A 22,840-nucleotide genomic window follows, 5' to 3' on the forward strand; every position below is an offset into this window, starting at 1 on the left:
ATAATAGTTATGTTTAACCAGTTGTTTCATCATTTAACTAATGTGACTATACCTAACCTTAATGGATTGTTGTTGGGGGTAATTCTATTTGCAGGAACCATAGGGGGTAGGACATTTCAGCGGTTCAAAATACCTCAAGTGGTCGGGTATGTGGTTACGGGAATTTTACTTGGGCAGAGCGGTTTTAAGATTATAGAAAAAAACATGATTCAGGTACTTGTGCCATTTAGCTATTTTGCTCTAGGGCTTATAGGCTTTATGATTGGCGGAGAACTTAAGAAAGAGTCATTCCGCCGTTATGGAAAACAGTTTACTTTTATTTTGCTTGCCGAAGGATTAGGAGCTTTTATACTAGTTTCGCTTTTTTAGGTTTAGTGGGGCAGTTTTTCTTGCCCAAAGGCGTAAATTATTGGGTGTTGGCGTTATTATTGGGGGCTATATCTTCGGCTACCGCTCCTGCGGCAACAGTAGATGTACTCTGATATAAGACAGCAGGGCCGCTAACAACCATGGTTTTGGGAATCGTAGCTATGGATGATGGATTGGCTTTAGTTTTATTTGCCTTTGCTTCTAGTATAGCTGCGGTAATGTTAGGGGGGGGCACTCTTTAGGATTATCCTCTTTTGATATTAAGGAATGCATCATTAAATAGCGTACTTGATACCTTCGCTAATAGTGATTACAATAATTATCCAGTTGTAGATAAAGAGGAAAGATTATTAGGAATTATAACCGCGGAAAGCATAAGAGCTGCCTTTAAGCATAAAGATTTGGAAAATCTTGTTGTAGCCGAAGATATTATGGAACCCGTTATTACATATAATATACGGGGCCAAGATTTATTGCGTAAAGCCAATGAATATATGGACAGACATAATTTTGAATATCTACCCATAGTTACTGATGAGTCAAAAATCGTTGGATTTATAGGGAAAAGAATAATAAACAAATTTATCTCTACGAGATTGATGGAAATTGAACAAAAAATTAAATCTTTAGAGAAATGAAGGCCATTGATTAATATGAAGTATCTATTTAAAAACTGGGATGGAATTAAAAAAGATCTAAGCGATAACTATATTTTACTTTTTTTAGATTATGATGGTACTTTGGCTCCAATTGTCAGTACGCCAGAGGAGGCATCTATTTCGCCAGAGGTAAAGGATCTACTGAGCGAATTATCAAAAAATCTCAATTGCAAATTAGCTATTATTAGCGGCAGGTCATTAAAAGATATAAAAAATATTATAGGCTTAAAAGAGGTTATTTATTCCGGAAATCACGGTTTAGAAATAGAAGGCCCAAAGATTAAATTTGAAGCCCAGGTTTTACCACGATTAAAATTGGTTATTCGAGCTATTGCCGCGGATATGAAAAAGCGATTTTTAGGCATTAAGGGTGTACTAATTGAGGATAAGGGTTTGACTTTGAGTATTCACTATCGTAAGGTTAGTAAGAAGGATATGCCTGTATTTGAGAAGATTATTTTTGAAGTTACTAATCCTTATGTAGCGGGCGATAATATAAAGGTTAATTCCGGTAAAAAAGTTTATGAGATAAAACCGCCTATTAAATGGGATAAAGGCAAGGTAGTTTTGTGGCTTCTTGCAAGGCGGCAATTTATTTCGGGAGAGAAGAATGTTTTACCGGTTTATATCGGAGATGATGTAACCGATGAAGATGTTTTTAAGGCTTTAAAAAGAAAAGGATTGACGGTGTTCGTGGGAGAATCCGGGGATTCCAATGCTGATTATTATTTAAAGAATACAGAAGAAGTAACTAAATTTTTACGCTTAATATCGGACTTAAAGCATAATTAATTATGTCGGAATTAATAAAAGCAAAAGAACCGTTTAAATTTTGCACGAGATTGCATTTATCGGAACTTACCGGATTGCGTGCTAATACCTTAGGCCAACTCTTAGCTCTTATTAAGGAAGTGCCTGGTTCATGTATTTATCACCACACACATAGATTCTTGCAGCAGCATCAGTTTCTCTCACCTGAGCCTCCTAATGACTTTGCTTACTGGGTAACGGATATTTTGGGAGAAGATGAGCTTGGCGAAAGGTTAGTTAGTATTGACACTATACAATACTCAACTATTCGTGATTTACGCGAAAAGATTGCCTCGACCATTGAGAATTATTTGAATGATAACCCGTTGGCTAAAATGAGGTTTGCCCGCCAAGGAGAAGAATTCCATTTTATTAAATCAATAAGTTTTGTCCTGCCAACAAACTATGTAGCCTATGATTTAGAAGAGTTTACAGAAGTTTTAAATAAAATAACCATAGATTCTATTTATTTCCATATTTTTGAAGCTCGCCTAAGGCTTGAAAAACCAACAAATGATTTTTCGTTCTGGATAGAAAATTCTCTGGGAGACAAAAAATTAGCAAATAGCATCGCAAGTTTCGATCCTTATACGAGCACATTAGAAGATCTAAGAAAAAAGATTATCCGTATAATCGAGAGGAAAATATCATAATAAAATGGCAAAATTAGAGGCATATATCCCTTTGGTGGGACAATCAGTTATAGATGATTTGAGCCTCCTTGGGGAAAGATTGAAAGGTAAACTTGTCCAGCATATTAATTCTACTCCTGTGGGTGGGGGGGTTGCTGAGATATTAAACCGCATGGTGCCTCTGTTGATTGAATTGGGGGTAGATACCAAATGGGATGTAATAAAAGGCGGCGAACAGTTTTTTGGAGTAACAAAGAAATTCCATAATGCCTTACACGGTAGAGCAGAAGAGATAACCCAAAGAGATTTTGAAGTATTTATGGAAACAAGCCGACAGAATATTGAAAATATTGATACCTATGGAGAAATAGTCTTTGTCCATGATCCGCAGCCAATAGCACTGATAAAAAAGAAGACTGCTAATAAATGGCTTTGGCGTTGCCATGTTGATGTATCTGATCCTAATGAAAAGGTTTGGGGATTTCTTATGGATTTTATCACTCAGTACGACTCAGCAGTGTTTTCTGCTCCTGCTTTTTCACGGAAATTGCCAATAAGGCAATTCTTGATTCCGCCTTCTATTGATCCGTTAAGCGATAAAAACAAGGAGTTGCCGCAGGAAACGATTAATTCGGTTCTAAGAAAATATGATATCAAAAAAGATAAGCCAATTGTCATGCAGATATCTCGTTTTGATCGCTTAAAAGATCCGTTAGGTGTAATTGACGCATATTTACAGGTAAAAAAATATATTGATTGTCAACTAGTGTTAGCTGGCGGTACTGCGGAGGATGACCCTGAAGGATTTAAAGTTCTAGATGAGATTAAAGAAAAAGCTAAGGATGATCCGGATATTCATATTTTACTATTACCCCAAAACGACATAGAAGTCAATGCATTGCAAAGGGCATCAGATGTAATTGTTCAGAAGTCTCTAAAAGAAGGATTTGGTTTAACGGTTGCAGAGGCCTTGTGGAAAGCAAAACCTGTAGTGGCTTCAAATGTTGGAGGTATCCCTTTACAAATAAAACATAAGTATTCGGGATTATTGTGTCATTCTGTTGGAGGAGCAAGTTTCGCTATAAAACAACTCTTAAGCAGCCCGGAATACGCCAAGAAACTAGGAGAAAATGGGAGGGAACATATAAAAAATAACTTTTTGATTACGCGTCATCTTAGGGATTATATGCTATTGTTTCTTTCGTTATATCATTCTGAGGATATCGTTCATCTCTGTTAATTTATAATACGAGGGTTCGGAAGCTATTTATTTCCGGAGGATTCAGATGGTCGGGCCGCCATCTTGCATGTGAATGTAGGATGGCGTTTTTTATTAAGAAAGGAATGGTATGGATAAAGGAGTGCGTTTTATATTTATTATAATGGGAGTTTGTATTTTGACAGGATATTGTATGGAATTTTTGCGACTACCCACAACATTAGATAAGGGGGTGTGAATTGAAGCTAAGCGGCTGGATATTTATGATAATTTCGTGGACATGTATTTTGAGTATGTTGGCCTTTTGTTACAATAGAATATTTAAAAAAGGCCTTGGAAGTGAGGATTCTAAAGTATTAAAGCGGCTTAAGGAATAGGGTGAGTGTATTGTAACAAATAAGTGAGGGAGGGGTAAATTGTGTGGTTAGTATCTTTAAAAAATCTGGTTTTAAGGGTAGCCACAACAATTACATATTTGGTTGTGATAATTGCAGTAATTTTTTTGATTTGTTTAATAATCTCTTAGTGAAGTTAAAGCTTAAATCCTGTTAAACAGAGAATAAAACGATATAAACAACTGCGAAGGGGGGGGGATTAAATATGAATAATTTAAGTCAAGATTGGCCTGTGTTTGCAATGTTGGGATTATTTGTATCTTTCGTTATTTATGTAATCATTAAGGGGAACCAAGCCGAAAAAGAGAAAAAGGAAGCTCGACCGCAAGATAAGGTTAATAAATAAGAATGGATAGAAACACTATTTCGCTCGTTCTTTTTGTTTTGGCCTACTTTCTGTTTGTATTATTCCCCAAGGAAAAAGGTTTCTGATTGCAATAATTACAGCCATATTATTTTTATTAACTAAAGCACTTTCATTTCCCCAGGCTTTTTACTCCATAAATTGGAATGTTATGGGAATATTTATTGGCACGTTGGTTGTTGCAGATACTTTTATGGAAAGCAGAGCACCGGCGTATATCGCAGAAATCATTGTTAATCGCGCAAAAAATACCGCATGGGCCTATGTAATTGAAAAGATTGGTTATGAAACAAGCTAAAATTAAAGGCGTTATAAAAGTCAAAGACAAAGTTAATTTTATCAAGAAAATTTCATCATTTACCATCTTAGGTGATCCGGGCTGCGATGGTCTAGGCGTAGAAATAATGACCACATTTGCAAGAGCCATGAATTGCACCCATACCGATTTTAAAATTATATTAGGTGACCTTGTTCCATTTGGGTTGGAGGAGTTTTATAAACATATTTACGGAATTATTAATAATGTATCGCCAAATCCCATTTTACACTTTATGCGGAAATCATGATACTGACTATTATATGGCATATTTTGGCCTGGAAAATTATCTATTAGTAAATGATGATTTGTTGATTGTTATTTTAGATAATTCAAAGAGGATATTTGAAACCCATACCCTTAAGTTTCTCGAGTAATTCCTTAAAGAATATAAGCGTAAAAATATCCTGGTATTATTTCATATACCCCCGCCAAACAGTTTTTCAACTAATAGCATGAAAAAGGAAAAGTGGCAGAAGTTGATAGCGGTTATGGACCTCTACAAAGACAATATTAAATATATACTCTCTGGGCACGTTCATTTCTTTTGTGGAAATACAGGCCGCTTGAATGGTGAATTGGAACATTGCCCCATATGTGGAGCTCCTTTGGATAAAATTATTAAGATATAGGAGGGTTTGAAATGGCAGTTCAAAAAATAGGAGAGAAGTATCGGTGTAATGTTTGTGGTAATGAAGTTGCCGTAACAAAGGTGGGAGGCGGAGAACTCGTTTGTTGCAACCAGCCAATGGAGAAAATAGAAGGATAAATTTTTCAATTGGGATGATTATTTTATTTTTAGCTGTAGCAATAAATACATATGCCGCAGGCACCAGCTCTTCATCATGGGAACCTAAGGCGCAGGAAAATAAACCGGCGGTTTCCCTATATGACCAAGGGGTTCAAGCAAGTAAGGATAATAATTTTCAAAAAGCTTTGGATTTATTTAATCAAGCTTTACAGGCCAATCCCAGTAACTCGGATATCTTTAATATGTTGGCTCATGTTCAACTAAAACTGGGAATGATCGATGAATCATTGGAAAACTATAAAAAAGCTTTAGAGTTAAGGCCAAATTTTCCGGAGGCCAGGGAATATCTGGGGGAGGCATATATCCAGGCAGCGTTACGGGAAATAAAAACCCTTCAAAGTTATGGCGGGGAGGCGGGAGAAAATTTCGAAAACCTAACAAAGGCGTTTAAGGATGCCGCAGCTGGTTTATAAAATAAGGACAGCGGATATTATTGGATAATATTCGCTGTCCTTATTTTATATTATAACCATTGTCAAGTAACATTTTTAACCTCCTGTTCTTTGTGATATTTTAGCCAGTATTGATAGGGCGATAAGTTGTTTAATGCTTGATGCGGCCGGTAAAGGTTATAGAACCGTTCCCAGTTTGAGATCCGGTACTTCCAGGCATGAGGATTCTTAACCGGATTAAGGTTGTAGAACTCCTCATCATCAGTCCTGTGTGAGCGCTCAACCCTGCCGTTTGATTCAGGATGAGCCGTCCTATTGAGCCAATGACGGATATTCAGCCGTGCACACGCGCAAGTTAACGGATGATCAACCTTAAATGGGCCATAAGTAAACTCAACGCCATTATCAGTGCGCACGGTAGAGATTTTAAAGGGCAGCTTTTGTACTACCTCCTGTAAAAAACGGACTGTGTTCTGGGCAGATAGCTCATCGTAGATTCTGATTACGCGAAGCCTGGTAAAGCAATCAGTTGCAGTATATTGATAGAGCCGGTTAGGGAAGCCCGGTTTTGTATCCAGGTACTTGGTATCCATTTGTACCGTATGTCCTGGATATGGCACTCGATAAGAGCGCATATTGCGTTTCTTCTTTTTGCGGTAGTGGTTACTCAATCCATAACGCAATAACGTTTTATAGATGGCGTGCTCTGATACAAAGATGTCTCTCTTTGAGAGATAGAACTTAAGTCGTTTTGGCCCGTAATGCGTTCTTTTACGAAGCCGAAGTATTGCTTTAGTTGTTTGTGGTTTTAAAGCCTTTGGATGTGGCGACTTAGGCTTATGGGATTGATCTAATAGCCCGTTGTTACCTTCATGGTTAAATCTTTTGATCCAGCGGTAAACAGTTGTCCTTGAAGTACGGTATTGCCTGGCAATAACAGCAATCTTTAAGCGTTCTTTGTAGTCTTGAACCATTAAATATCGTTGCCTGATGTAGAAGAGCTTGGTAGAATAAGTCATAGCCGCCTCCGCGTGCGCTTTGGGTATTCGATAAGACGATTATACCATAGCTTTATTAGATTAAGCTGTGGGTCGTCACCAAGCTCAGGCTGGCGGCTTAATTCTTTTAAATAGTCGCCTCTTAAAGTGTAACGCATCAGTTCATATTGTACGTTTTTTAGCACATTTCCACTTGACATATCTCCAAGGGGGGGATAGAATTAAATAGATTTATATTGAGGAGGGTTAATGTATATTAGAACCGTTCCTATTTATAATATATAATACTGGTCCCAAACAGATAATTCTGTTTGGGATTTTTTTTCGAAAAAATTTAACCTAAAAAAGGAGGTAAGCAAAATGGCAACGTTAAAAATGAATAATAAGGCAGGGTCCACTTGGTCGGATACGCAGTGTACCGAAGAGATCAGGAAAAAAGCTCAGGAGCTCTATGAGAAAAGTGGCCGTAAACCTGGTCGGGATATGGAGAATTGGTTGGAGGCTGAGAGGATTGTAAAGTCAAAGATATGTAGCTGGAAAAAATAAAGCATAACAGCTAAAAGACATACATAAGAGTAAAGGAGAAGTAAAATGACGGATTTTAAAGACCTATTGCAAAGTGCTGATTGGAAGACAGAGAAACATGTTCCGGTTATAGAAGTACCTGCGGCCATAAAGTCAGGGGAATTTTTCAAGATTACGGTTTCGGTAGGTAAGGAAATCGCTCATCCCAATAAAACCGAACATCATATCCGTTGGATATCAGTGTATTTTCAGCCTAAAGAAGAAAAATTTCCTTATCAAATCGGTAAGGCAGAGTTTAGTGCCCATGGGGAATCTGCTAAGGGCCCCGATACTAGCTCTGTATATACCCATCCTGAGGTTGTGTTAAATTTTAAAACAGAAAAATCCGGTACTATTTATGCCTCCAGTTACTGTAATATACATGGGCTTTGGCAAAGCGCTAAAGAAATAGAGGTTAAGTAATCTGCAGGTATTAAGCAATTAGTATTTTAAGCAAATAAATCTCTCCGAATATACATTAGCACAAAGATAATTTTATTTGACATTGAGAGTAAAGTATAAGTGGGAAAATTGCGCATAGTTTCTCATAGTAGTGAATCTTTCAAAGACCGTAAGCATGCCGGTAGATTACTGGTAACTTATTTGAAAGATTTGGGTGGGAAAGATACGGTAGTTTTGGGTATCCCGCGCGGAGGAATAGTGATTGCCAATGAGATTTCCCGGATCCTAAATTCAGAATTGGATATCGTACTTTCACGTAAGATTGGCGCTCCTGATAATCCGGAGTTGGCAATCGGTTCAATTGGTGAGGATGGTAAACTTTTTCTTAATGAAGATCTATCTTTTCGAGTTGGCGCGGATAAAGATTATATTGCAGAAGAAAAAGCATTGCAGTTAAGAGAAATTGAGAATCGTATTGGTCTGTTTAGGCATTGCAAAGCAAAAATTACCTTAAAAGGAAAAACGGTTATTGTTACTGATGATGGAGTAGCTACCGGAGCAACAATGCAAGCGGCTCTTTGGGCAGCTGGAAAAGAAAATCCAAAAAAACTTATTTCCGCTATTCCAGTAGGCGCTGAGGAATCTGTTAGGTTTCTGGCTAATTATGCTGATGAGGTAATAGTATTAAGGGTGCCTCTGGATCTTGGCGCAATAGGCCAATTCTACAAAAACTTTACGCAAATCCAAGATGAAGAGGTTTTGGAGATCTTGAAAGAGTCGGCTAAGTAAGTTTTTTGATCTGTTAGAATAATCAAATAGTGTTAATTTGTGCATCCTACAGTTTGCGTTTTATCCCTGTCAAGATACCATAAATCAAGCCCTTTTTTATAGCCAAAGACAGATGTATCTACCTTTGATTGGGAGTTTATTCCAAATTCCGGAAGGCCATATATATTATCTTTTTTAATAATTTTATGCTTTAGGATTATAAGGGAACCGATAATTTGAGCAGGCATACCCTTGCGCATTCCCTCTTGGTTATTTGCGTTACATATCGAAAGGTATTCGAGGTTTCCCGAAACAACACTAAGTATTTGAATCAAGATGGATATTGAAATAAGTGATATTAATATAAATCGAGTGATACCTCTTTTATGAAGGAAGACAAAAGCCGGTATTAACCATAGCGGAGCAGTTGGGACTAGGTATCTTGGGCCCCAGGACCAATTCCCATGCCAACCATACCAGGTAGAAGTCAGAAAAAAATTAATCAGAATAATAGAGAATAAAAAAATAGCTTCTTTTGGTGTTAATTTAAATAATTTGTAATAACCTAAGATCCCCAGGATAAACAAAGGGTTGTAAATGAATATTCCTTTATCAAGCCAATATAAGAGCTTGCCGGCATGTTGAAATATTCCCAATAAATAAAATTTTCCTGACTCTAATCCATATCCGAATTCAAAGATGTTGCCAAACCTCATATAATTTAATAGAAGAAGAAAAAATAAACCCAGTAGTGCTATTAATAGGAATATGGCTGGGCGTTTCAAGTTATCCTTTACATTCCCTTTATTTTTTATAAAAATGTATAAAATAAAAATAGGCAAGCAGCCAATGTAGAGGGCTTTTAATAAAAGCAGGTAGCAGAAGGATAATCCGCCTAGACTTAAGCTTTTGGGAGTATTTTTTAAAGTTAAGTATATGGAGAGGGTAAGAAAGAACATTTGCGTTACTTCAGAAAAATCCCAGATACTATAGCGCCAGCAGAAAGTCGCCAGTCCAAGCAATAAGGACATTATTAGAGAATCTCTGTTTGAATTCGTGAAAAATTTAATAATATAGAACATTATAACGCAGGTACCTGCGCCAAAAAATATATTGTAGAAAGATAAAAAAAAATTTATCAGATTATTCTGTGGCAGGCCTGTTAATGATGCTAAAAGATTAGCTGTAATAATATAGGGGATAAATAAAAAGGCTAGCCCCAATCCACTTCTGGAATAGTATTTTCCGGTATCTATTGATTTAAAACAATGGCCTGGAAGACACTCTTCAATAGATAGGGAATGATTTGTAACAATTGCTTTGGCGGTTTGGATAGATGGGCAGGTATCTGTTATCTCAATACTACCTTTTACCGATAGAAAATATACTATAACAAATAAGGAAAATATTGAAATTACTATTTTTCTTTGATGATTCATTATAATATTATAGGCCATAAAAAAAATATAAACAAGTCCAAAATCAAGGGGGGATGTCTTCTCTTATTTCAAAATAGCCTGGTAACAGTTTTTCTTAATGGTATAATAAAAATATTGAACTTGCTAAAAAGGAGGGTATATGAAGAAGTTACTGCATATTATTGCTACACCACGCAGGGAGGAATCAAGGACTCTTAAGGTTAGTAGTTCTTTTCTTAAAGCTTTTACCGATAGCCATCCCGATTGGGAGGTAGAAGAATTTGATCTGGCAAAGGTGAAGTTGCCTGATTTGGCAGTAAAGCAGGTAAACGGGAAATACCTTCTTTTAAGCGGCAAGGATTTGACCGGCCCATTTAAGGCATCCTGGAAGGATATTTTAAAATATATCCAGCAGTTTCTGTCCGCTGACGGATACCTGCTTAGCACTCCCATGTGGAATTTTTCAATTCCGTATAAGTTAAAACATTATTTAGACGTAATTGTTCAACCTAAGTATCTTTTTCAATATACAAATACCGGTGTAGAAGGGTTGGTAAAAAATAAAAAGATGGTTGTTGTTGTTTCCAGAGGAGGAGATTATACATCAGAGCCCTTTACAAGCCGCGATCATCAGGAACCATATTTACGTTCAATTTTTGGATTTGTAGGGATCAGTGATATAAAATTTATTATCGCTCAACCGATGGATATGGGCAATGAGTTACAGGAAAAAAGAATACAGGTTGCTCAAGGACTGGCAAAAGAAACCGCAAAAAATTTTGGATGAAATAATGGGACCGTTTCTATTTTTCTCGAGCCTAATCTAAAAAAATAGAAACGGTCCCATTATTTCATTATTTTTTGTTGACATTGTATGCTATACGCATATAATAATATACAAATAGATATAACTATATGCATATAGCATACAATGATAAAACACATGAAAATCCTGAATAAAAATACAGTAAGGCTGCTTAAGCTTTTTTATGAGCATCCCGAAGGCCAATTTTATATCCAGGAGATTGGCCGTCTATTAGGGAAGAAGCCTGGGGTATTCCAGAGGGCCTTGAATAATCTCCATAAAGATGGTTTGCTTTTGAGTGAATATAAGGCTAACGCCAGGTTTTTTAGGATTAACAAAAATTATTATATATATAATGAGTTAAAAAGTATTATAGAGAAGTCAGTAAAAATCTGTCTGATTATAACGGCATTTTTATTCTGTACTAATTTTTTATATGCCGGCCAGAAAAATTTTACCCTTAATGACGCCATTCAGATTGCATATAAAAGTAATAAAGATATTCAGATGCAAGAGCAGGAAATTACCGTTGCTAGCGCCAATATAGTAGAGGCCGCCAGCGTTTTCTATCCACAATTAAATTTAAAAGCTGTTTATACCCATAACAAAGCGGTACTTGATGAAAATATTTTTTCCGGATATATCAATGATAATTTAATCCAACTTAATGCTACTCAGTCAGTTTATAGCGGAGGGGCAAATATGGCTACTTTTAAACAAGCCAAACTTTCTCTGGATGCGCAGAAGGAAACCCTGCGCGCTAAAAAGATGGATATTGAATTTGAAGCCAAGCGGCTTTATTACGGCCTCTTGCTTGCATATGAAACAGAGCGTATTGCCAAAGATGCATTGAATCAGGCAATTGCGCATTATGAAAACGTAAAACAAATGTATAAACACGGCACAGTATCACGATTTGATATGTTGCAATCCGGAGTCCAGGTTTCTTTACTTGAGCCGGATGTTGTAAAAGCAAAAAATGAAATCGATTCCCTGAAAGCAGACTTAAATAAGCTGCTGGGTTTAAAAATAGATTCTCCAATACAGCCTGAAGAAAAATTGACATATACTTTTATCGGAATAAAAGAAAATGAGTTTTTAAAAATTGCTTATCTTGACCGCCCGGAGATGAAATTAAAATCTTTAGGCATCGATATCGATAACTGGGAAATTCAGATGGCTAGATCCGGATACCGGCCGACGGTTGATCTTTTGGTAGGTTACTCTGCCCGGTCAAATAATTTGGGCAATATATTGGAGAAAAGGCAAAGGAATTGGAATGCCGGTGTATCAGTAAATATTCCGATTTTTGAAGGGTTTTCAACCCGCGCTAAAGTTGACGCGGCTAAAGCTAAATATACGCAAGCAAAAATCGATAAGGATAATTTGGTTGACCAGATTGCCGTAGATGTACGTAAGGCATGCCTTAACCTTAGAGAATCTGCCTCAATTATCCAGTCTCAGAAAGATAATCTGGCCGAGGCAAAAGAAGCCTTAAGAATTTCCGAAGTAAGTTATGCTAATGGCGTGGCTATCAATTTAGATGTTTTGGATTCTCAAGTTTCGCTTGCCCAAATACAAAGAAACCTGGCGTCGGGTATTTATGATTATTTAATGGCACAGGCTTATCTTGACCGTAGTATCGGTAAGTCTATAATCAGGGAAGCTTCACTAGATAAAGGAAACACCCCGCGCTAAGTGGAATTGCGCGGGTGTGCCCTTATGGGCTAGGAGACAAAAGATGAAAAAAAGAATTAAATTTATTATTCTGGTGTTATTAGTTTTTATTGTTGGTGTAATTTCAATGCTTTATTATCTAAAAGAAAGAAACCATAGTAATGTTATAAAAGTATCTGGAAATATCGAAGGAGACCAGGTGCGAATTTCTTTCCGTGTGGATGGGCAGGTAGTTGAATTACTTACCGATGAAGGAGAAGTTGTGAAGAAAGGAGATATAGTTGCTCGCTTAAATAAAGATGAGTTAACTAAGGAAAGAGATAATGCTGCGGCGTCGCTTAAGGCTGGACAATTCGATTATGAACTTGCCAAGATTGATTACCAAAGATCTAAAAATTTATTTAAAGAGGGGGCTGTTTCTGCGCAGAAGAGGGATCAGGATAAAACCAGTAATGATGCAAGCTTGGCAAAGGTAGAACAACTGAAGGCTTCTTTAGATTTAGCTCAGACCCGCCTTGATTTTACAGAATTGGCTTCGCCTTTGGATGGGTTTATCTTGGTGAAGAGTAGCCTGGCCGGTGAGGTGGTCAAGGCTGGTACTCCTGTATTTACCGCAGTTGATCTTCATGATATCTGGGTTACTGCTTATATTAATGAGAGGGACTTAGGGAGGGTAAAGCTTGGACAACATGCGGATGTGCTAACCGATACTTTCCCAGGCAAAAAATACAGCGGGCGGGTTTCGTTTATTTCTAGCCAAGCAGAGTTTACTCCTAAGTTTATTCAGACTCAGGAGGAAAGGGTAAAATTAGTTTATCGTATTAAGGTTACAGTAGATAATTCTAGCCTTGAGTTAAAACCCGGGATGCCGGCGGATGCTTACATAATCGAATAAAAATGATTACTATTAAAGCTGATGGATTAACTAGAAAATTCGCTTCTCTTGTTGCCGTTGATAATCTAAATCTTCAAGTAGAGGAGGGAGAGATTTTTGGTTTAGTTGGACCGGATGGGGCAGGGAAATCCACGACTATGCGTTTATTAACTAGTATACTCGACCCGACTACCGGAGAAGCTTGGGTCTATAACAAACATACCGTAAAAGAAGCAGAAGAGCTTAAGGAGTGTATTGCTTATATGTCTCAGCGCTTTGGCCTTTATGAAGAATTAACCGTAATCGAAAATATTAATTTTTACGCTGATGTTTATGGGGTTGCTAAAAATAAACGCCAGGATTCTATTGAGCGATTGCTTAGTTTTTCCGGATTGATACCTTTTAAAGAGCGTCTTGCAGGGAAACTTTCCGGGGGGATGAAACAAAAATTAGGGCTTGCCTGTTCTTTAATTCATACCCCTAAAGTTTTATTTTTAGATGAGCCTACCAACGGAGTCGATCCGGTTTCAAGGCGTGATTTTTGGAAGATCCTTTATGATCTTTTAAAAGAGAAGGTAACCATTTTTTGTTCCACTTGTTATCTTGATGAAGCCGAGCGTTGCCACCGGGTTGGCCTAATGCATAAAGGAAAACTATTGCGTTGTGAAAGCCCTGAGGCCATTAAAAATGAATGTAATGTCAAGACACTAGAAGAAGCATTTATTTCCATAATTAAAGAATATGAATCAAAACAATCAAAATAATATTGCTGTGAGCGTTCAGAATCTTGAAAAGAAATTTGGCGCCTTTGTTGCGGTTAATAAAATTAATTTTGAGGTTAAACAGGGTGAAGTATATGGATTTTTGGGGCCAAACGGGGCTGGAAAATCCACAACTATCAGGATGCTTTGTGGAATTATTTCTCCTACCAGTGGCTCCGGCAAGGTAGGAGGTTATGACATTATAAGAGAACAAAATAAAATTAAGGAGCATATAGGGTATATGTCGCAGAAATTTTCTCTTTATAACGATTTGACTATAGAAGAAAATATTAATTTCTATAGCGGCATATATAAGATTCCGAAAAAAGAAAAAAAAGCGCGATTCGATGAGGTTATTCAGGCTGCGGGCTTAGAAGGAATGCAAAATAACCTGACCGCTACTCTTGCCGGCGGGTGGAAGCAGCGTCTAGCCTTAGGGTGCGCACTTTTGCATAAACCAAAAATCCTATTTCTTGATGAGCCTACTTCAGGAGTTGACCCGATAACCCGCGCTAATTTCTGGGGGATTATCAAAAAGTTGGCTTACGACGGAGTAACAGTATTTGTTACAACGCATTATATGGATGAAGCGGAGAATTGTAACCGCATGGTTTTAATTTATCATGGGACAATTATTGCATCTGGTACGCCTCAGGAGATGAAGACCAATTGTATGAAAAATGAAGTTTTTGAAATCGTATTGCCTGATTCTCAGGAGTGGCTGGAAAAAATAAGTAAACTTGATGGGATTAAGGATGCGGCGCTTTTTGGGTCAAATATACATGTTGTTGTTTTTGACAGCTCCAAGGCGGTCTTTGCCATAAAAGAATTTTTACAAAAAGAAAAAATCGAAAAATCCAGCGTTAATAAAATCACCCCGACATTAGAAGATGTATTTGTTTCTTCAATTGAGGAATATGACCGGACAGAGCCTAAAAAGAATTAAGGCGGTAGCCTGGAAGGAATTCATTCAGATTAAGCGCGATGTGCGCAGTTTGGGATTAGCTATTGCTATTCCCGTATTTATGCTTTTGATTTTCGGTTATGGGCTTTCCCTTGATATTGACCATGTACGCACTCTTATCTGGAACCAGGATGCCTCTTCGCAGCTTACCACTAATTTTTTACTTAATTTTAAAAATTCAAAATATTTTAATATAGTGGGTTATACCGATAACTACCGGGATATTACACGTAAAATTGATAATGGTAAAATCATGATGGCCTTGGTTATCCCTAAGGATTTTTCGCATTTTATTGAGTCCGGTAAGATTGCTCCTTTACAGTTAATCGTAGATGGTAGTGATGCCAATACCGCCTTAATTGCTTTGGGCTATGTGCGCTCGGTTGTTGCAAATTATAATGTGGAACTTTTAACGCAAGCCTTTTCCAGCCATGGGCTGAATCCGGTTAAATCCGTAGATGCTCATACCCGGGTTTGGTTTAATATGGGCTTAACCAGTACCTGGTTTATTATTCCGGGAGTTATCGCAATGATCATTATGATTATTTCAGCGCTGCTTATTTCTATTACCATTGCCAGGGAATGGGAGAGGGGAACGATGGAGCAATTAATTTCCACTCCGGTAAAGGGGCCGGAGCTAATCATTGGCAAATTAATACCGTATTTTATGATCGCGTTTTTTGACCTTCTGGTGGGAGTATTGATGGCAAGGTTTCTATTCGGGGTGCCTTTTAGGGGAAATTATTTTCTCCTGCTAGGCTTGAGTTCTTTGTTTTTAATCGGTGCCCTGTCGCAAGGAATTTTGATTTCTGTTAATTCTAAAACTCAGCTTATGGCTACCCAGCTTGCCAGCCTTTCTACGCTTATACCGACGATGTTGTTATCCGGATTTATCTATCCGATTTTTAATATGCCCAAGTTTGTCCAGGCAATTACCTATTTGATCCCGGCGCGTTATTATATTGTCGTATTAAGGGATTTATTTTTAAAGGGAAACGGCATCAATACTATTTGGGATGAGGCGCTTTTTCTTCTATTATTTGCTTTTGCTATGTTCATGCTTGCGATAAGGAAATTTAAGAAAAAGGTAGCGTAAGGTTTATTAGTTGTGTCATTGCGACCCTGAGCGAAGCGAAGGGGAAGCAATCTTAAGGCATAGATTGCTTCGTCGGGCTTGGCCCTCCTCGCAATGACACATAGAGAATAAGGAGCTTAATGTTTGAGCGTGCACGCGCGATCCTGATAAAAGAGTTTAAACAAATTTTCCGTGATTCGCGGATGAAAACGATAATTTTTATCTCTCCGCTTATACAGATAGTCTTATTTGGTTATTCCGCAAATAAAGATATTACTTATGTGCCTACCGCAATTTACGATCGAGATAATACTTCAGAGAGTAGGGATCTTTTGCGCAAGTTCACATATTCTAAATATTTTGTCCCGGAGCATTATATTTTTAGCGATAAAGAGCAGGATCTTATGTTAGATAAGGGTTTAGTTAATACGGTTATCCGTATCGACCGCGGATTCGGCCGCGATCTCAATGCCGGTAAAGACGCCAATATTCAATTAGTTTTTGACGGTACGGATTCAAACACAGCCATGGTTGTTATGGGTTATGCTAATACGATTATAAGCGATTATCAACAAAACTTACTTAAGAATGAAGCGGAGGCAGCCGGGTTCTTAAACACTGTTCCCAGCGTAAAACTTCAGGACCGCGCCTGGTTCAATGGTAATCTTATTTCAAGGAACTATTATTTACCCGGGGTAATCGCTACTATTGTTACGATGATGTCTCTTATGTTGACTGCCATGGCTATCGTTAAAGAAAAGGAAATTGGTACTATGGAGCAATTGACAGTTAGTCCATTGCGGCCGCTTGAACTTATTATAGGAAAGTTGCTGCCTTTTGGTTTAATTGCGCTTATTCAGGTTCTTCTAATTACCATATTGGGGGTGTTCTGGTTTAGTATACCTTTAAGGGGGAATGTTTTATTTTTATTATTTTCTACCTGCATATATTTATTTACTACTTTAGGAATTGGTTTATTTATTTCGACGATATCCTCCACTCAACAGGAAGCGAATATGGCGGTTTTCCTTTTTTATTTACCTACAGTTTTACTTTCCGGATTTGCCTATCCGATTGCCAATATGCCGCAAATTATTCAATGGTTTACGATTTTTAATCCTATGCGTTATTTTATGGTGGTTATCAGAAGTATCTTTTTAAAAGGCGTAGGTATGGATGTTCTTTGGCCACAATTGTTGCCGTTATTAATTATCGGTTTAACCGTTATTAGCTTGAGCGCTTTGCGGTTCAGGAGAAAACTTACTTGATGAAGGGTAAGATTGATTTAATTATCGCCGCTATAATTTCTCTTCTTTTTATCTTTGCGAATATATATGCAGTCAGGAAGATATTTGACTATGGCACACAAGTTTACCTGTATGATAAACTACTAGTTGCTTATCAGGTAGGAGGCAGGTCGGCTCTTGTTAATGAGTTAGACAGGGTACTTTCAGAAGATAAACTGCATCAAGAGCTGGTATCTGCTGAACGTTTCAAAAAAAACCTTATTAATATCAATGATCCTGAGAAATATTTAAAAAATATTTCAGCAAAGAAAAAGTTAAAAATTAATCAATTAAGAAATATGCGTAGTGCGGTCTTTATTTTACTTCTACTAATTTTCTTAATAAGGATTATAATAAAAAGAAAAAGCATAAAATTTATATCTGTATAATTACAAGGGAGGATCAGTGAAGAAATTTTTATGGATTTTTATATCTACGCTAATGTTTTTAGTCGCAGCACTTAATTTTTTTATTTATCAGTACCGTCTTAACGATACTTTTAACCGAACTCGACAACGGCTAATCTCCATTGCTTCTAATGTCGTCCTTTCCATAGACGCACAGGAGGTTTTAAAAATACCGCTAGAGCAAAGAAGCGAAGGCACTCCGGAATATCTGGCTATTTATTATAAATTAGAAGAGATTAAAAATAAAAATTTACCCTTTGTAAAATATATTTACATTATGACTACAACAGTGAAGCCGGGAATTTTACAATATGTAGTTGATGCTGATCCTGTCCCGCAGATAATAACAGCAAGGTGTCCTACGTCTCTACCTGGTGATAAATACGATGCCCGCCAGCTCCCTGAGATGCTGGAAGCTTATAATGCTCCTACTGCGGATAGAAAAATTACAACTGATGCGTGGGGTACATTTATTTCAGGATATGCACCTATTCGCGATACCACTGGAGTGACTATTGCGATACTGGGCGTAGATAGCGATGGTACTTCTATACAGATTATGCAAAAAAGTACCAAGACGCGCGGAATAATTGTATTATTTACAGGTTTACTATTTATTATTTCGTTTACGACTTTAATAAAATATCATTAATTTATGAGAATTAATTTAATCTTAATATTATTTTGTTTAATCTGTTTTAACAGGGTATCTGCCGAGGAAAAACTTAATTGGGGTGATTGTATTAAAGAGGCTGCTAAGAATCACCCTGATTTAATTGCTGCTTTGGAAACTGTTAAACAATCCGAGGCTTCTAAGCAGCAAACTGTAAGCGGCTTATTTCCTCAAATAACCGCGGATGCAAGTGGAACTAGAGCAAAAACTACAGGTAGCTCAGGCAGCACAACTACTGATACGTATAGTTATGGAGTAACTGGTACGCAGCTAATTTTCGACGGGGCCAAGACAATTAACAATGTAAAGGCGGCTGCTGAAAACATATCTGCGGCAAAACAGGGTTTTAAATTTACCTCCACCACGGTTAGGTTTAGATTGCGTTCGGCGTTCATTGATCTCTTGAAAGCTCAGGAGTTGTTGCGTATTACTGAAGAGATTTATAATATACGTAGGGATAATTTAGAGTTAATTACTTTACGTTATAGTTCCGGGCTTGAACATAAAGGCGCCTTATTAACTGCCGAGGCGGATCTTGCTCAGGCAAAATACGGGATTTCCCAAAATAAGAGAGAAGTTGAGGTTGCCCAGAGAGAATTGGTTAAAGAAATGGGAAGAAAAGAGTTGACGCAGATATATGTTAATGGTGATTTCCAGGTAAAAGACAGTGCTGCAGAACAGCCTGATTTTACGAAATTGGCTAAAAACAATCCATCTTTACAACAACTTATTGCTCAGAAACGTTCAGCCGAATTTAGTTTAAAATCTACTTACGCTAACTTTTTTCCGGAACTTACCGGAACTGCGGTGGCAAATAGAACAGGATCTCATTGGGCTCCCAGGCAAGATCAGTGGAGTTTAGGGTTAGGATTATCTTTGCCTTTATTTGAAGGTGGTTTAAGGATTGCGCAGGTTTCTCAGGCTAGTGCTTTAGTAAGGCAATTGAAGGAAAATCAGAGGAGTGCCTACGATGGAGCAATTTTGACATTACAGCAAACTTGGGCGTCTTTGCAGGATGCGATAGAAAATGTTTCTGTGCAGTATAAGGTGTTGATTGCTACGCAAGAACGTTCTAAGATTGCTCAGGCGCAATATTCAATCGGGCTGGTTAGTTTTGATAACTGGACGATCATTGAGGATAATTTGGTAAAAGCCAAAAGTAATTATTTAGATGCTCAAGCGGCTGCGTTGCTAGCCGAAGCAAAGTGGATTCAGGCCAAAGGGGAGGTTTTAGAATATGAATAAAAAATTAAAAATAGGTTTAATTGCCGTAGGAGTTTTGATTGTTATCGTTTTTATCGTGATGAAGTTTAAGCCTAAGGTGGATACGGATAGTGTTGTTAGAGAGATAAATCCTGTTCGCGGCTCAATCCAGGCGATTATATCGACTACCGGGACAGTTTTACCTAAAAACCGGCTTGAAATTAAACCTCCGGTTGGCGGACGGGTAGAAAGTGTTTTAGTTAAAGAAGGCCAAAAGGTTAAAGCAGGACAGATACTTGCCTGGATGAGTTCAACTGAAAGGGCGGCCCTTCTTGATGCTGCACGCGGCCAAGGGGAAGAAAAATTAAAATATTGGCAGGAGGCTTATAAACCAATAGCTTTGTTGGCTCCTATCAATGCAGAGGTTATTGTGGCTACGACTCAACCCGGGCAAACCGTAACTACCGCGGATGCAGTGGTTGTTTTGTCAGACAAGCTTATCGCTCGGGCTCAGGTTGATGAAACAGATATAGGAAAAGTAAAGCTTGGGCAGAAAGCGATGGTTATTCTTGATGCTTACCCCAATACGAAGATTAAGGCTGCGGTTGAGCACATATATTATGAATCACAAACCGTAAATAATGTAACCATATATCCGGTTGACCTTCTTCCCGATAAAGTTCCGGAGTTTTTTCGTTCCGGGATGAATGCTACATTAGATTTTGTAGAGAAAAGTAAAGAAGATGTCCTGCTTGTTCCGGTGGGGGCTGTATATAGAGATAAACAAAAAAGTTTTGTTTTAATCAAAAAGGAAAACCAAGTTGAACCTGTGGTTCAAATGGTTGAATTGGGCATAACTGATGACAAAAATGTTGAGGTTATTTCCGGGGTTACCGAAAAAAATACGTTAATATTGAAAAATAAGCGATTTGTTCTTCCAAAAAGCAATACAGGCAGTAGTCCGTTTACGCCGTTTGGCCAGAAAAAAGAAGCGCCTAAAAAATAGTTTAAAATGATTGAAATTAAAAATATATTTAAAACCTATTCCATGGGCCAGTCAGAGGTTAAGGCCCTAAATGATGTGTCTTTAAAGATCTCATCCGGAGAGTTTGTAGCTATTATGGGGGCTTCTGGAAGCGGTAAGTCTACGCTCATGCATATTTTAGGTTTACTTGACCGTCCGGATTCAGGTTCTTATTATTTGGGTGGCCGTGAGATTACCAAGTTGTCTGATGAAGAGTTGGCTACTTTACGAAACAGGACTATCGGTTTTGTTTTTCAGCAGTTTCATCTGTTGCCGCGTATGACTGCTCTTGAAAATGCTGAATTGCCTTTAATTTATGCGGGTAAAAGGCATTTAAAAGCAAGGGCTAAACAGGAGCTTGAGGATGTGGGTTTAAAAGAAAGAATTCTGCATCGGCCTAATGAAATGTCAGGAGGTCAGCAGCAGAGAGTTGCAATCGCCCGCTCTTTGGTTAACGAGCCTTTGATTATATTTGCGGATGAGCCTACTGGTAACCTGGATTCAAAAAGTAAAACCGAAATAATTACTATATTGCAAAAACTCAACCAAAAAGGAAAGACGGTAGTTATTGTCACGCACGAACCAGAGATTGCTTCTTACTGCCGCAGAGTTATTCAGATGCGTGACGGGATAATTATTTCCGATGAGCGCAGGCAGCAAGAATCAAGAACAACCGAAGTGATTTCTATAGAGGATAATTTGGTAAATAGTATTCTCTCTAAACCGAGAAAAATTTCCGGAGAAACTAAATTCCTCGATTATCTACGCCAGGCAGTATCGGCTATGTTCTCCCATAAGATGCGTTCAGTTCTGTCTATTCTAGGTATATTAATTGGAGTTGCCGCGGTTATTGCTATGTTGGCATTAGGCCAAGGTGCTAAGGATGCTATTGAAAAACAATTGGCATCTTTAGGATCTAATCTTTTGGTAATTAGGCCTGGTTCTTCAAGGCTTCACGGTGTAGCAATGCAGACAGGTACGGTTACGCGCTTTACTCTAGAAGATGTGGCTGCTATTGGAAGGTTAACTGACGTGGTTAAGAGCGCTAGTCCTTCGGTGAGTGGACGCGGCCAGATGGTTTACGGGAATACTAATTGGAATACACGGGTTGAAGGGGTGGGGGCTGAATATGAATTTATCCGTGCGACATCTCCGCCAGTAGGGAGATTTTTTAGTGAGAGTGAAGTAAAGATGAGAGATAAGGTTGTTTTACTTGGCACAACAGTAGTTAAAGAATTATTCGGAGAAGCCGATCCTATCGGCCAAACTATAAAAATAAATCTGCTTAATTTTAAGGTAATCGGAATCCTACCTGCTAAAGGGGCTAATACTTTTCAAGATCAGGATGATACAGCGATTATTCCGATTACCACGGCTATGTTTCGGGTTTTTGGCAAGGAGTATGTTGATACTATTTACGTGGAAGCAAAAAGCCCGGATTTGATTGATATAGCTCAAACTGAAATATCTGATTTAATCATTAGGCTGCATCGGATTAATCCTAAAGAAGCAGGTGATTCATTCCAGATCCGTAATATGGCCGATATTAAGGATACGCTTGAGGCTACTACTAAAACGATGTCATTGCTATTAGGCGCAATTGCTGCGATATCGCTTCTTGTCGGCGGCATTGGTATTATGAATATTATGCTTGTTTCGGTAACCGAACGAACGCGTGAGATCGGATTACGTAAGGCAATCGGAGCAACCAATAAAGATATTATGGTGCAGTTTCTTATTGAAGCGATGTTGATGTCATTTTTGGGTGGAGTCTTTGGCGTGGCGTCAGGATGGGCGGTAGCTTCCTTGATTACAATCTTTGCCGGATGGAGCGTAAAAGTTTCATTATTTTCTGTGCTTTTATCGACCATATTTTCTTTAGCCATCGGAATAATCTTCGGCATTTGGCCTGCCAAAAAAGCTTCCGGCCTTGATCCTATTGAAGCATTGCGTTATGAATAATAGGGACAGCGA

Annotated in this window: 27 protein-coding genes and 1 pseudogene; 25 read left to right on the top strand and 3 right to left on the bottom strand. The window is 38.0% G+C overall.

What is annotated here, in order from left to right:
• Positions 1 to 9 precede the first annotated feature (9 nt).
• Positions 10 to 369: a cation:proton antiporter gene (locus PHC29_01665; protein MDD5108206.1), complete on the top strand. Its 360-nt coding sequence runs from the start codon at positions 10 to 12 to the stop codon at positions 367 to 369.
• Between the two features lie 37 nt (positions 370 to 406).
• Here PHC29_01665 and PHC29_01670 read toward each other — a convergent pair whose 3' ends face one another.
• Entirely contained in the window at positions 407 to 604 is a 198-nt protein-coding gene (locus PHC29_01670) for a hypothetical protein (protein MDD5108207.1), read from the bottom strand.
• Between the two features lie 19 nt (positions 605 to 623).
• On the opposite strand from PHC29_01670, the gene PHC29_01675 reads away from it, so the two are divergent.
• The 9 genes from PHC29_01675 to PHC29_01715 all read left to right on the top strand — a co-directional run bounded on the left by PHC29_01675 (position 624) and on the right by PHC29_01715 (position 5,988).
• The gene (locus PHC29_01675; protein MDD5108208.1) at positions 624 to 1,007 is read left to right on the top strand and encodes a CBS domain-containing protein; all 384 of its coding nucleotides are present in this window, start codon (positions 624 to 626) and stop codon (positions 1,005 to 1,007) included.
• A gap of 15 nt (positions 1,008 to 1,022) precedes the next feature.
• A complete protein-coding gene (gene otsB / locus PHC29_01680) occupies positions 1,023 to 1,820 on the top strand; it encodes a trehalose-phosphatase (GenBank protein MDD5108209.1) in 798 nt (265 codons plus the stop codon).
• 2 nt (positions 1,821 to 1,822) lie between these two features.
• The gene (locus tag PHC29_01685) at positions 1,823 to 2,491 is read left to right on the top strand and encodes a DUF5752 family protein (GenBank protein MDD5108210.1); all 669 of its coding nucleotides are present in this window, start codon (positions 1,823 to 1,825) and stop codon (positions 2,489 to 2,491) included.
• A 4-nt stretch (positions 2,492 to 2,495) separates the two neighbouring features.
• Entirely contained in the window at positions 2,496 to 3,710 is a 1,215-nt protein-coding gene (locus PHC29_01690) for a glycosyltransferase (protein ID MDD5108211.1), read from the top strand.
• 579 nt (positions 3,711 to 4,289) lie between these two features.
• A complete protein-coding gene (locus PHC29_01695; GenBank protein MDD5108212.1) occupies positions 4,290 to 4,430 on the top strand; it encodes a hypothetical protein in 141 nt (46 codons plus the stop codon).
• A gap of 169 nt (positions 4,431 to 4,599) precedes the next feature.
• A complete protein-coding gene (locus tag PHC29_01700; protein ID MDD5108213.1) occupies positions 4,600 to 4,746 on the top strand; it encodes a hypothetical protein in 147 nt (48 codons plus the stop codon).
• Positions 4,733 to 5,014 carry a hypothetical protein gene (locus tag PHC29_01705; protein ID MDD5108214.1) on the top strand — a complete coding sequence of 94 codons (282 nt, stop codon included), beginning with the start codon at positions 4,733 to 4,735 and terminating at the stop codon, positions 5,012 to 5,014. The genes PHC29_01700 and PHC29_01705 overlap by 14 nt, the downstream gene beginning before the upstream one ends.
• Before the next feature lie 393 nt (positions 5,015 to 5,407).
• Positions 5,408 to 5,533 (top strand): desulfoferrodoxin FeS4 iron-binding domain-containing protein, encoded by a 126-nt coding sequence (locus tag PHC29_01710; GenBank protein MDD5108215.1) that lies wholly within the window; start codon positions 5,408 to 5,410, stop codon positions 5,531 to 5,533.
• Positions 5,534 to 5,547: 14 nt separating this feature from the next.
• A complete protein-coding gene (locus PHC29_01715; GenBank protein ID MDD5108216.1) occupies positions 5,548 to 5,988 on the top strand; it encodes a tetratricopeptide repeat protein in 441 nt (146 codons plus the stop codon).
• Positions 5,989 to 6,050: 62 nt separating this feature from the next.
• On the opposite strand, the gene PHC29_01720 is transcribed toward PHC29_01715, so the two are convergent.
• On the bottom strand, positions 6,051 to 6,986 hold the full coding sequence (locus PHC29_01720; GenBank protein MDD5108217.1) for an IS481 family transposase: 936 nt from the start codon (positions 6,984 to 6,986) through the stop codon (positions 6,051 to 6,053).
• A 339-nt stretch (positions 6,987 to 7,325) separates the two neighbouring features.
• On the opposite strand from PHC29_01720, the gene PHC29_01725 reads away from it, so the two are divergent.
• The 3 genes from PHC29_01725 to PHC29_01735 all read left to right on the top strand — a co-directional run bounded on the left by PHC29_01725 (position 7,326) and on the right by PHC29_01735 (position 8,720).
• Positions 7,326 to 7,511 (top strand): DUF2934 domain-containing protein, encoded by a 186-nt coding sequence (locus tag PHC29_01725; GenBank protein MDD5108218.1) that lies wholly within the window; start codon positions 7,326 to 7,328, stop codon positions 7,509 to 7,511.
• A 45-nt stretch (positions 7,512 to 7,556) separates the two neighbouring features.
• Positions 7,557 to 7,952 carry a class II SORL domain-containing protein gene (locus PHC29_01730; protein MDD5108219.1) on the top strand — a complete coding sequence of 132 codons (396 nt, stop codon included), beginning with the start codon at positions 7,557 to 7,559 and terminating at the stop codon, positions 7,950 to 7,952.
• A gap of 108 nt (positions 7,953 to 8,060) precedes the next feature.
• On the top strand, positions 8,061 to 8,720 hold the full coding sequence (locus PHC29_01735; GenBank protein ID MDD5108220.1) for a phosphoribosyltransferase family protein: 660 nt from the start codon (positions 8,061 to 8,063) through the stop codon (positions 8,718 to 8,720).
• Positions 8,721 to 8,752: 32 nt separating this feature from the next.
• On the opposite strand, the gene PHC29_01740 is transcribed toward PHC29_01735, so the two are convergent.
• Complete coding sequence (locus PHC29_01740) at positions 8,753 to 9,415, bottom strand: hypothetical protein (GenBank protein ID MDD5108221.1); 663 nt, start codon at positions 9,413 to 9,415, stop codon at positions 8,753 to 8,755.
• Between the two features lie 862 nt (positions 9,416 to 10,277).
• On the opposite strand from PHC29_01740, the gene PHC29_01745 reads away from it, so the two are divergent.
• The 12 genes and pseudogenes from PHC29_01745 to PHC29_01800 all read left to right on the top strand — a co-directional run bounded on the left by PHC29_01745 (position 10,278) and on the right by PHC29_01800 (position 22,828).
• Positions 10,278 to 10,904, top strand: a complete 627-nt coding sequence (locus tag PHC29_01745) for an NAD(P)H-dependent oxidoreductase (GenBank protein MDD5108222.1) — start codon at positions 10,278 to 10,280, stop codon at positions 10,902 to 10,904.
• A 156-nt stretch (positions 10,905 to 11,060) separates the two neighbouring features.
• Positions 11,061 to 12,620, top strand: coding sequence for a TolC family protein (locus PHC29_01750; GenBank protein ID MDD5108223.1), 1,560 nt, complete (start codon positions 11,061 to 11,063; stop codon positions 12,618 to 12,620).
• A 43-nt stretch (positions 12,621 to 12,663) separates the two neighbouring features.
• Entirely contained in the window at positions 12,664 to 13,494 is an 831-nt protein-coding gene (locus PHC29_01755; GenBank protein ID MDD5108224.1) for an efflux RND transporter periplasmic adaptor subunit, read from the top strand.
• Between the two features lie 2 nt (positions 13,495 to 13,496).
• Positions 13,497 to 14,159: pseudogene (locus tag PHC29_01760) on the top strand (ABC transporter ATP-binding protein).
• A gap of 55 nt (positions 14,160 to 14,214) precedes the next feature.
• The gene (locus PHC29_01765; GenBank protein ID MDD5108225.1) at positions 14,215 to 15,180 is read left to right on the top strand and encodes an ABC transporter ATP-binding protein; all 966 of its coding nucleotides are present in this window, start codon (positions 14,215 to 14,217) and stop codon (positions 15,178 to 15,180) included.
• On the top strand, positions 15,152 to 16,294 hold the full coding sequence (locus tag PHC29_01770) for an ABC transporter permease (protein ID MDD5108226.1): 1,143 nt from the start codon (positions 15,152 to 15,154) through the stop codon (positions 16,292 to 16,294). The genes PHC29_01765 and PHC29_01770 overlap by 29 nt, the downstream gene beginning before the upstream one ends.
• A 119-nt stretch (positions 16,295 to 16,413) precedes the next feature.
• A complete protein-coding gene (locus PHC29_01775; GenBank protein ID MDD5108227.1) occupies positions 16,414 to 17,541 on the top strand; it encodes an ABC transporter permease in 1,128 nt (375 codons plus the stop codon).
• Positions 17,541 to 17,948 (top strand): hypothetical protein, encoded by a 408-nt coding sequence (locus PHC29_01780; protein ID MDD5108228.1) that lies wholly within the window; start codon positions 17,541 to 17,543, stop codon positions 17,946 to 17,948. Before PHC29_01775 ends, PHC29_01780 begins: the two co-directional genes overlap by 1 nt.
• Before the next feature lie 16 nt (positions 17,949 to 17,964).
• A complete protein-coding gene (locus PHC29_01785; GenBank protein ID MDD5108229.1) occupies positions 17,965 to 18,618 on the top strand; it encodes a hypothetical protein in 654 nt (217 codons plus the stop codon).
• Positions 18,619 to 18,621: 3 nt separating this feature from the next.
• Positions 18,622 to 19,884: a TolC family protein gene (locus PHC29_01790; GenBank protein ID MDD5108230.1), complete on the top strand. Its 1,263-nt coding sequence runs from the start codon at positions 18,622 to 18,624 to the stop codon at positions 19,882 to 19,884.
• Positions 19,877 to 20,848, top strand: coding sequence for an HlyD family efflux transporter periplasmic adaptor subunit (locus PHC29_01795; GenBank protein MDD5108231.1), 972 nt, complete (start codon positions 19,877 to 19,879; stop codon positions 20,846 to 20,848). Before PHC29_01790 ends, PHC29_01795 begins: the two co-directional genes overlap by 8 nt.
• Before the next feature lie 6 nt (positions 20,849 to 20,854).
• Positions 20,855 to 22,828, top strand: coding sequence for an ABC transporter permease (locus tag PHC29_01800; protein MDD5108232.1), 1,974 nt, complete (start codon positions 20,855 to 20,857; stop codon positions 22,826 to 22,828).
• Positions 22,829 to 22,840: the final 12 nt, after the last annotated feature.

The organism is Candidatus Omnitrophota bacterium, assembly GCA_028712255.1.
GTDB lineage: Bacteria > Omnitrophota > Gorgyraeia > Gygaellales > Profunditerraquicolaceae > UBA6249.

Bases quoted from the DNA above. Each gene is read 5' to 3' on its own strand.
- PHC29_01665 (MDD5108206.1), top strand. From the start codon at position 10: ATGTTTAACCAGTTGTTTCATCATTTAACTAATGTGACTATACCTAAC.
- otsB (MDD5108209.1), top strand. From the start codon at position 1,023: ATGAAGTATCTATTTAAAAACTGGGATGGAATTAAAAAAGATCTAAGC.
- PHC29_01685 (MDD5108210.1), top strand. From the start codon at position 1,823: ATGTCGGAATTAATAAAAGCAAAAGAACCGTTTAAATTTTGCACGAGA.
- PHC29_01690 (MDD5108211.1), top strand. From the start codon at position 2,496: ATGGCAAAATTAGAGGCATATATCCCTTTGGTGGGACAATCAGTTATA.
- PHC29_01695 (MDD5108212.1), top strand. From the start codon at position 4,290: ATGAATAATTTAAGTCAAGATTGGCCTGTGTTTGCAATGTTGGGATTA.
- PHC29_01700 (MDD5108213.1), top strand. From the start codon at position 4,600: ATGGGAATATTTATTGGCACGTTGGTTGTTGCAGATACTTTTATGGAA.
- PHC29_01705 (MDD5108214.1), top strand. From the start codon at position 4,733: ATGAAACAAGCTAAAATTAAAGGCGTTATAAAAGTCAAAGACAAAGTT.
- PHC29_01710 (MDD5108215.1), top strand. From the start codon at position 5,408: ATGGCAGTTCAAAAAATAGGAGAGAAGTATCGGTGTAATGTTTGTGGT.
- PHC29_01715 (MDD5108216.1), top strand. From the start codon at position 5,548: ATGATTATTTTATTTTTAGCTGTAGCAATAAATACATATGCCGCAGGC.
- PHC29_01720 (MDD5108217.1), bottom strand. From the start codon at position 6,986: ATGACTTATTCTACCAAGCTCTTCTACATCAGGCAACGATATTTAATG.
- PHC29_01725 (MDD5108218.1), top strand. From the start codon at position 7,326: ATGGCAACGTTAAAAATGAATAATAAGGCAGGGTCCACTTGGTCGGAT.
- PHC29_01730 (MDD5108219.1), top strand. From the start codon at position 7,557: ATGACGGATTTTAAAGACCTATTGCAAAGTGCTGATTGGAAGACAGAG.
- PHC29_01740 (MDD5108221.1), bottom strand. From the start codon at position 9,415: ATGAGGTTTGGCAACATCTTTGAATTCGGATATGGATTAGAGTCAGGA.
- PHC29_01745 (MDD5108222.1), top strand. From the start codon at position 10,278: ATGAAGAAGTTACTGCATATTATTGCTACACCACGCAGGGAGGAATCA.
- PHC29_01750 (MDD5108223.1), top strand. From the start codon at position 11,061: ATGAAAATCCTGAATAAAAATACAGTAAGGCTGCTTAAGCTTTTTTAT.
- PHC29_01755 (MDD5108224.1), top strand. From the start codon at position 12,664: ATGAAAAAAAGAATTAAATTTATTATTCTGGTGTTATTAGTTTTTATT.
- PHC29_01765 (MDD5108225.1), top strand. From the start codon at position 14,215: ATGAATCAAAACAATCAAAATAATATTGCTGTGAGCGTTCAGAATCTT.
- PHC29_01770 (MDD5108226.1), top strand. From the start codon at position 15,152: ATGACCGGACAGAGCCTAAAAAGAATTAAGGCGGTAGCCTGGAAGGAA.
- PHC29_01775 (MDD5108227.1), top strand. From the start codon at position 16,414: ATGTTTGAGCGTGCACGCGCGATCCTGATAAAAGAGTTTAAACAAATT.
- PHC29_01780 (MDD5108228.1), top strand. From the start codon at position 17,541: ATGAAGGGTAAGATTGATTTAATTATCGCCGCTATAATTTCTCTTCTT.
- PHC29_01790 (MDD5108230.1), top strand. From the start codon at position 18,622: ATGAGAATTAATTTAATCTTAATATTATTTTGTTTAATCTGTTTTAAC.
- PHC29_01795 (MDD5108231.1), top strand. From the start codon at position 19,877: ATGAATAAAAAATTAAAAATAGGTTTAATTGCCGTAGGAGTTTTGATT.
- PHC29_01800 (MDD5108232.1), top strand. From the start codon at position 20,855: ATGATTGAAATTAAAAATATATTTAAAACCTATTCCATGGGCCAGTCA.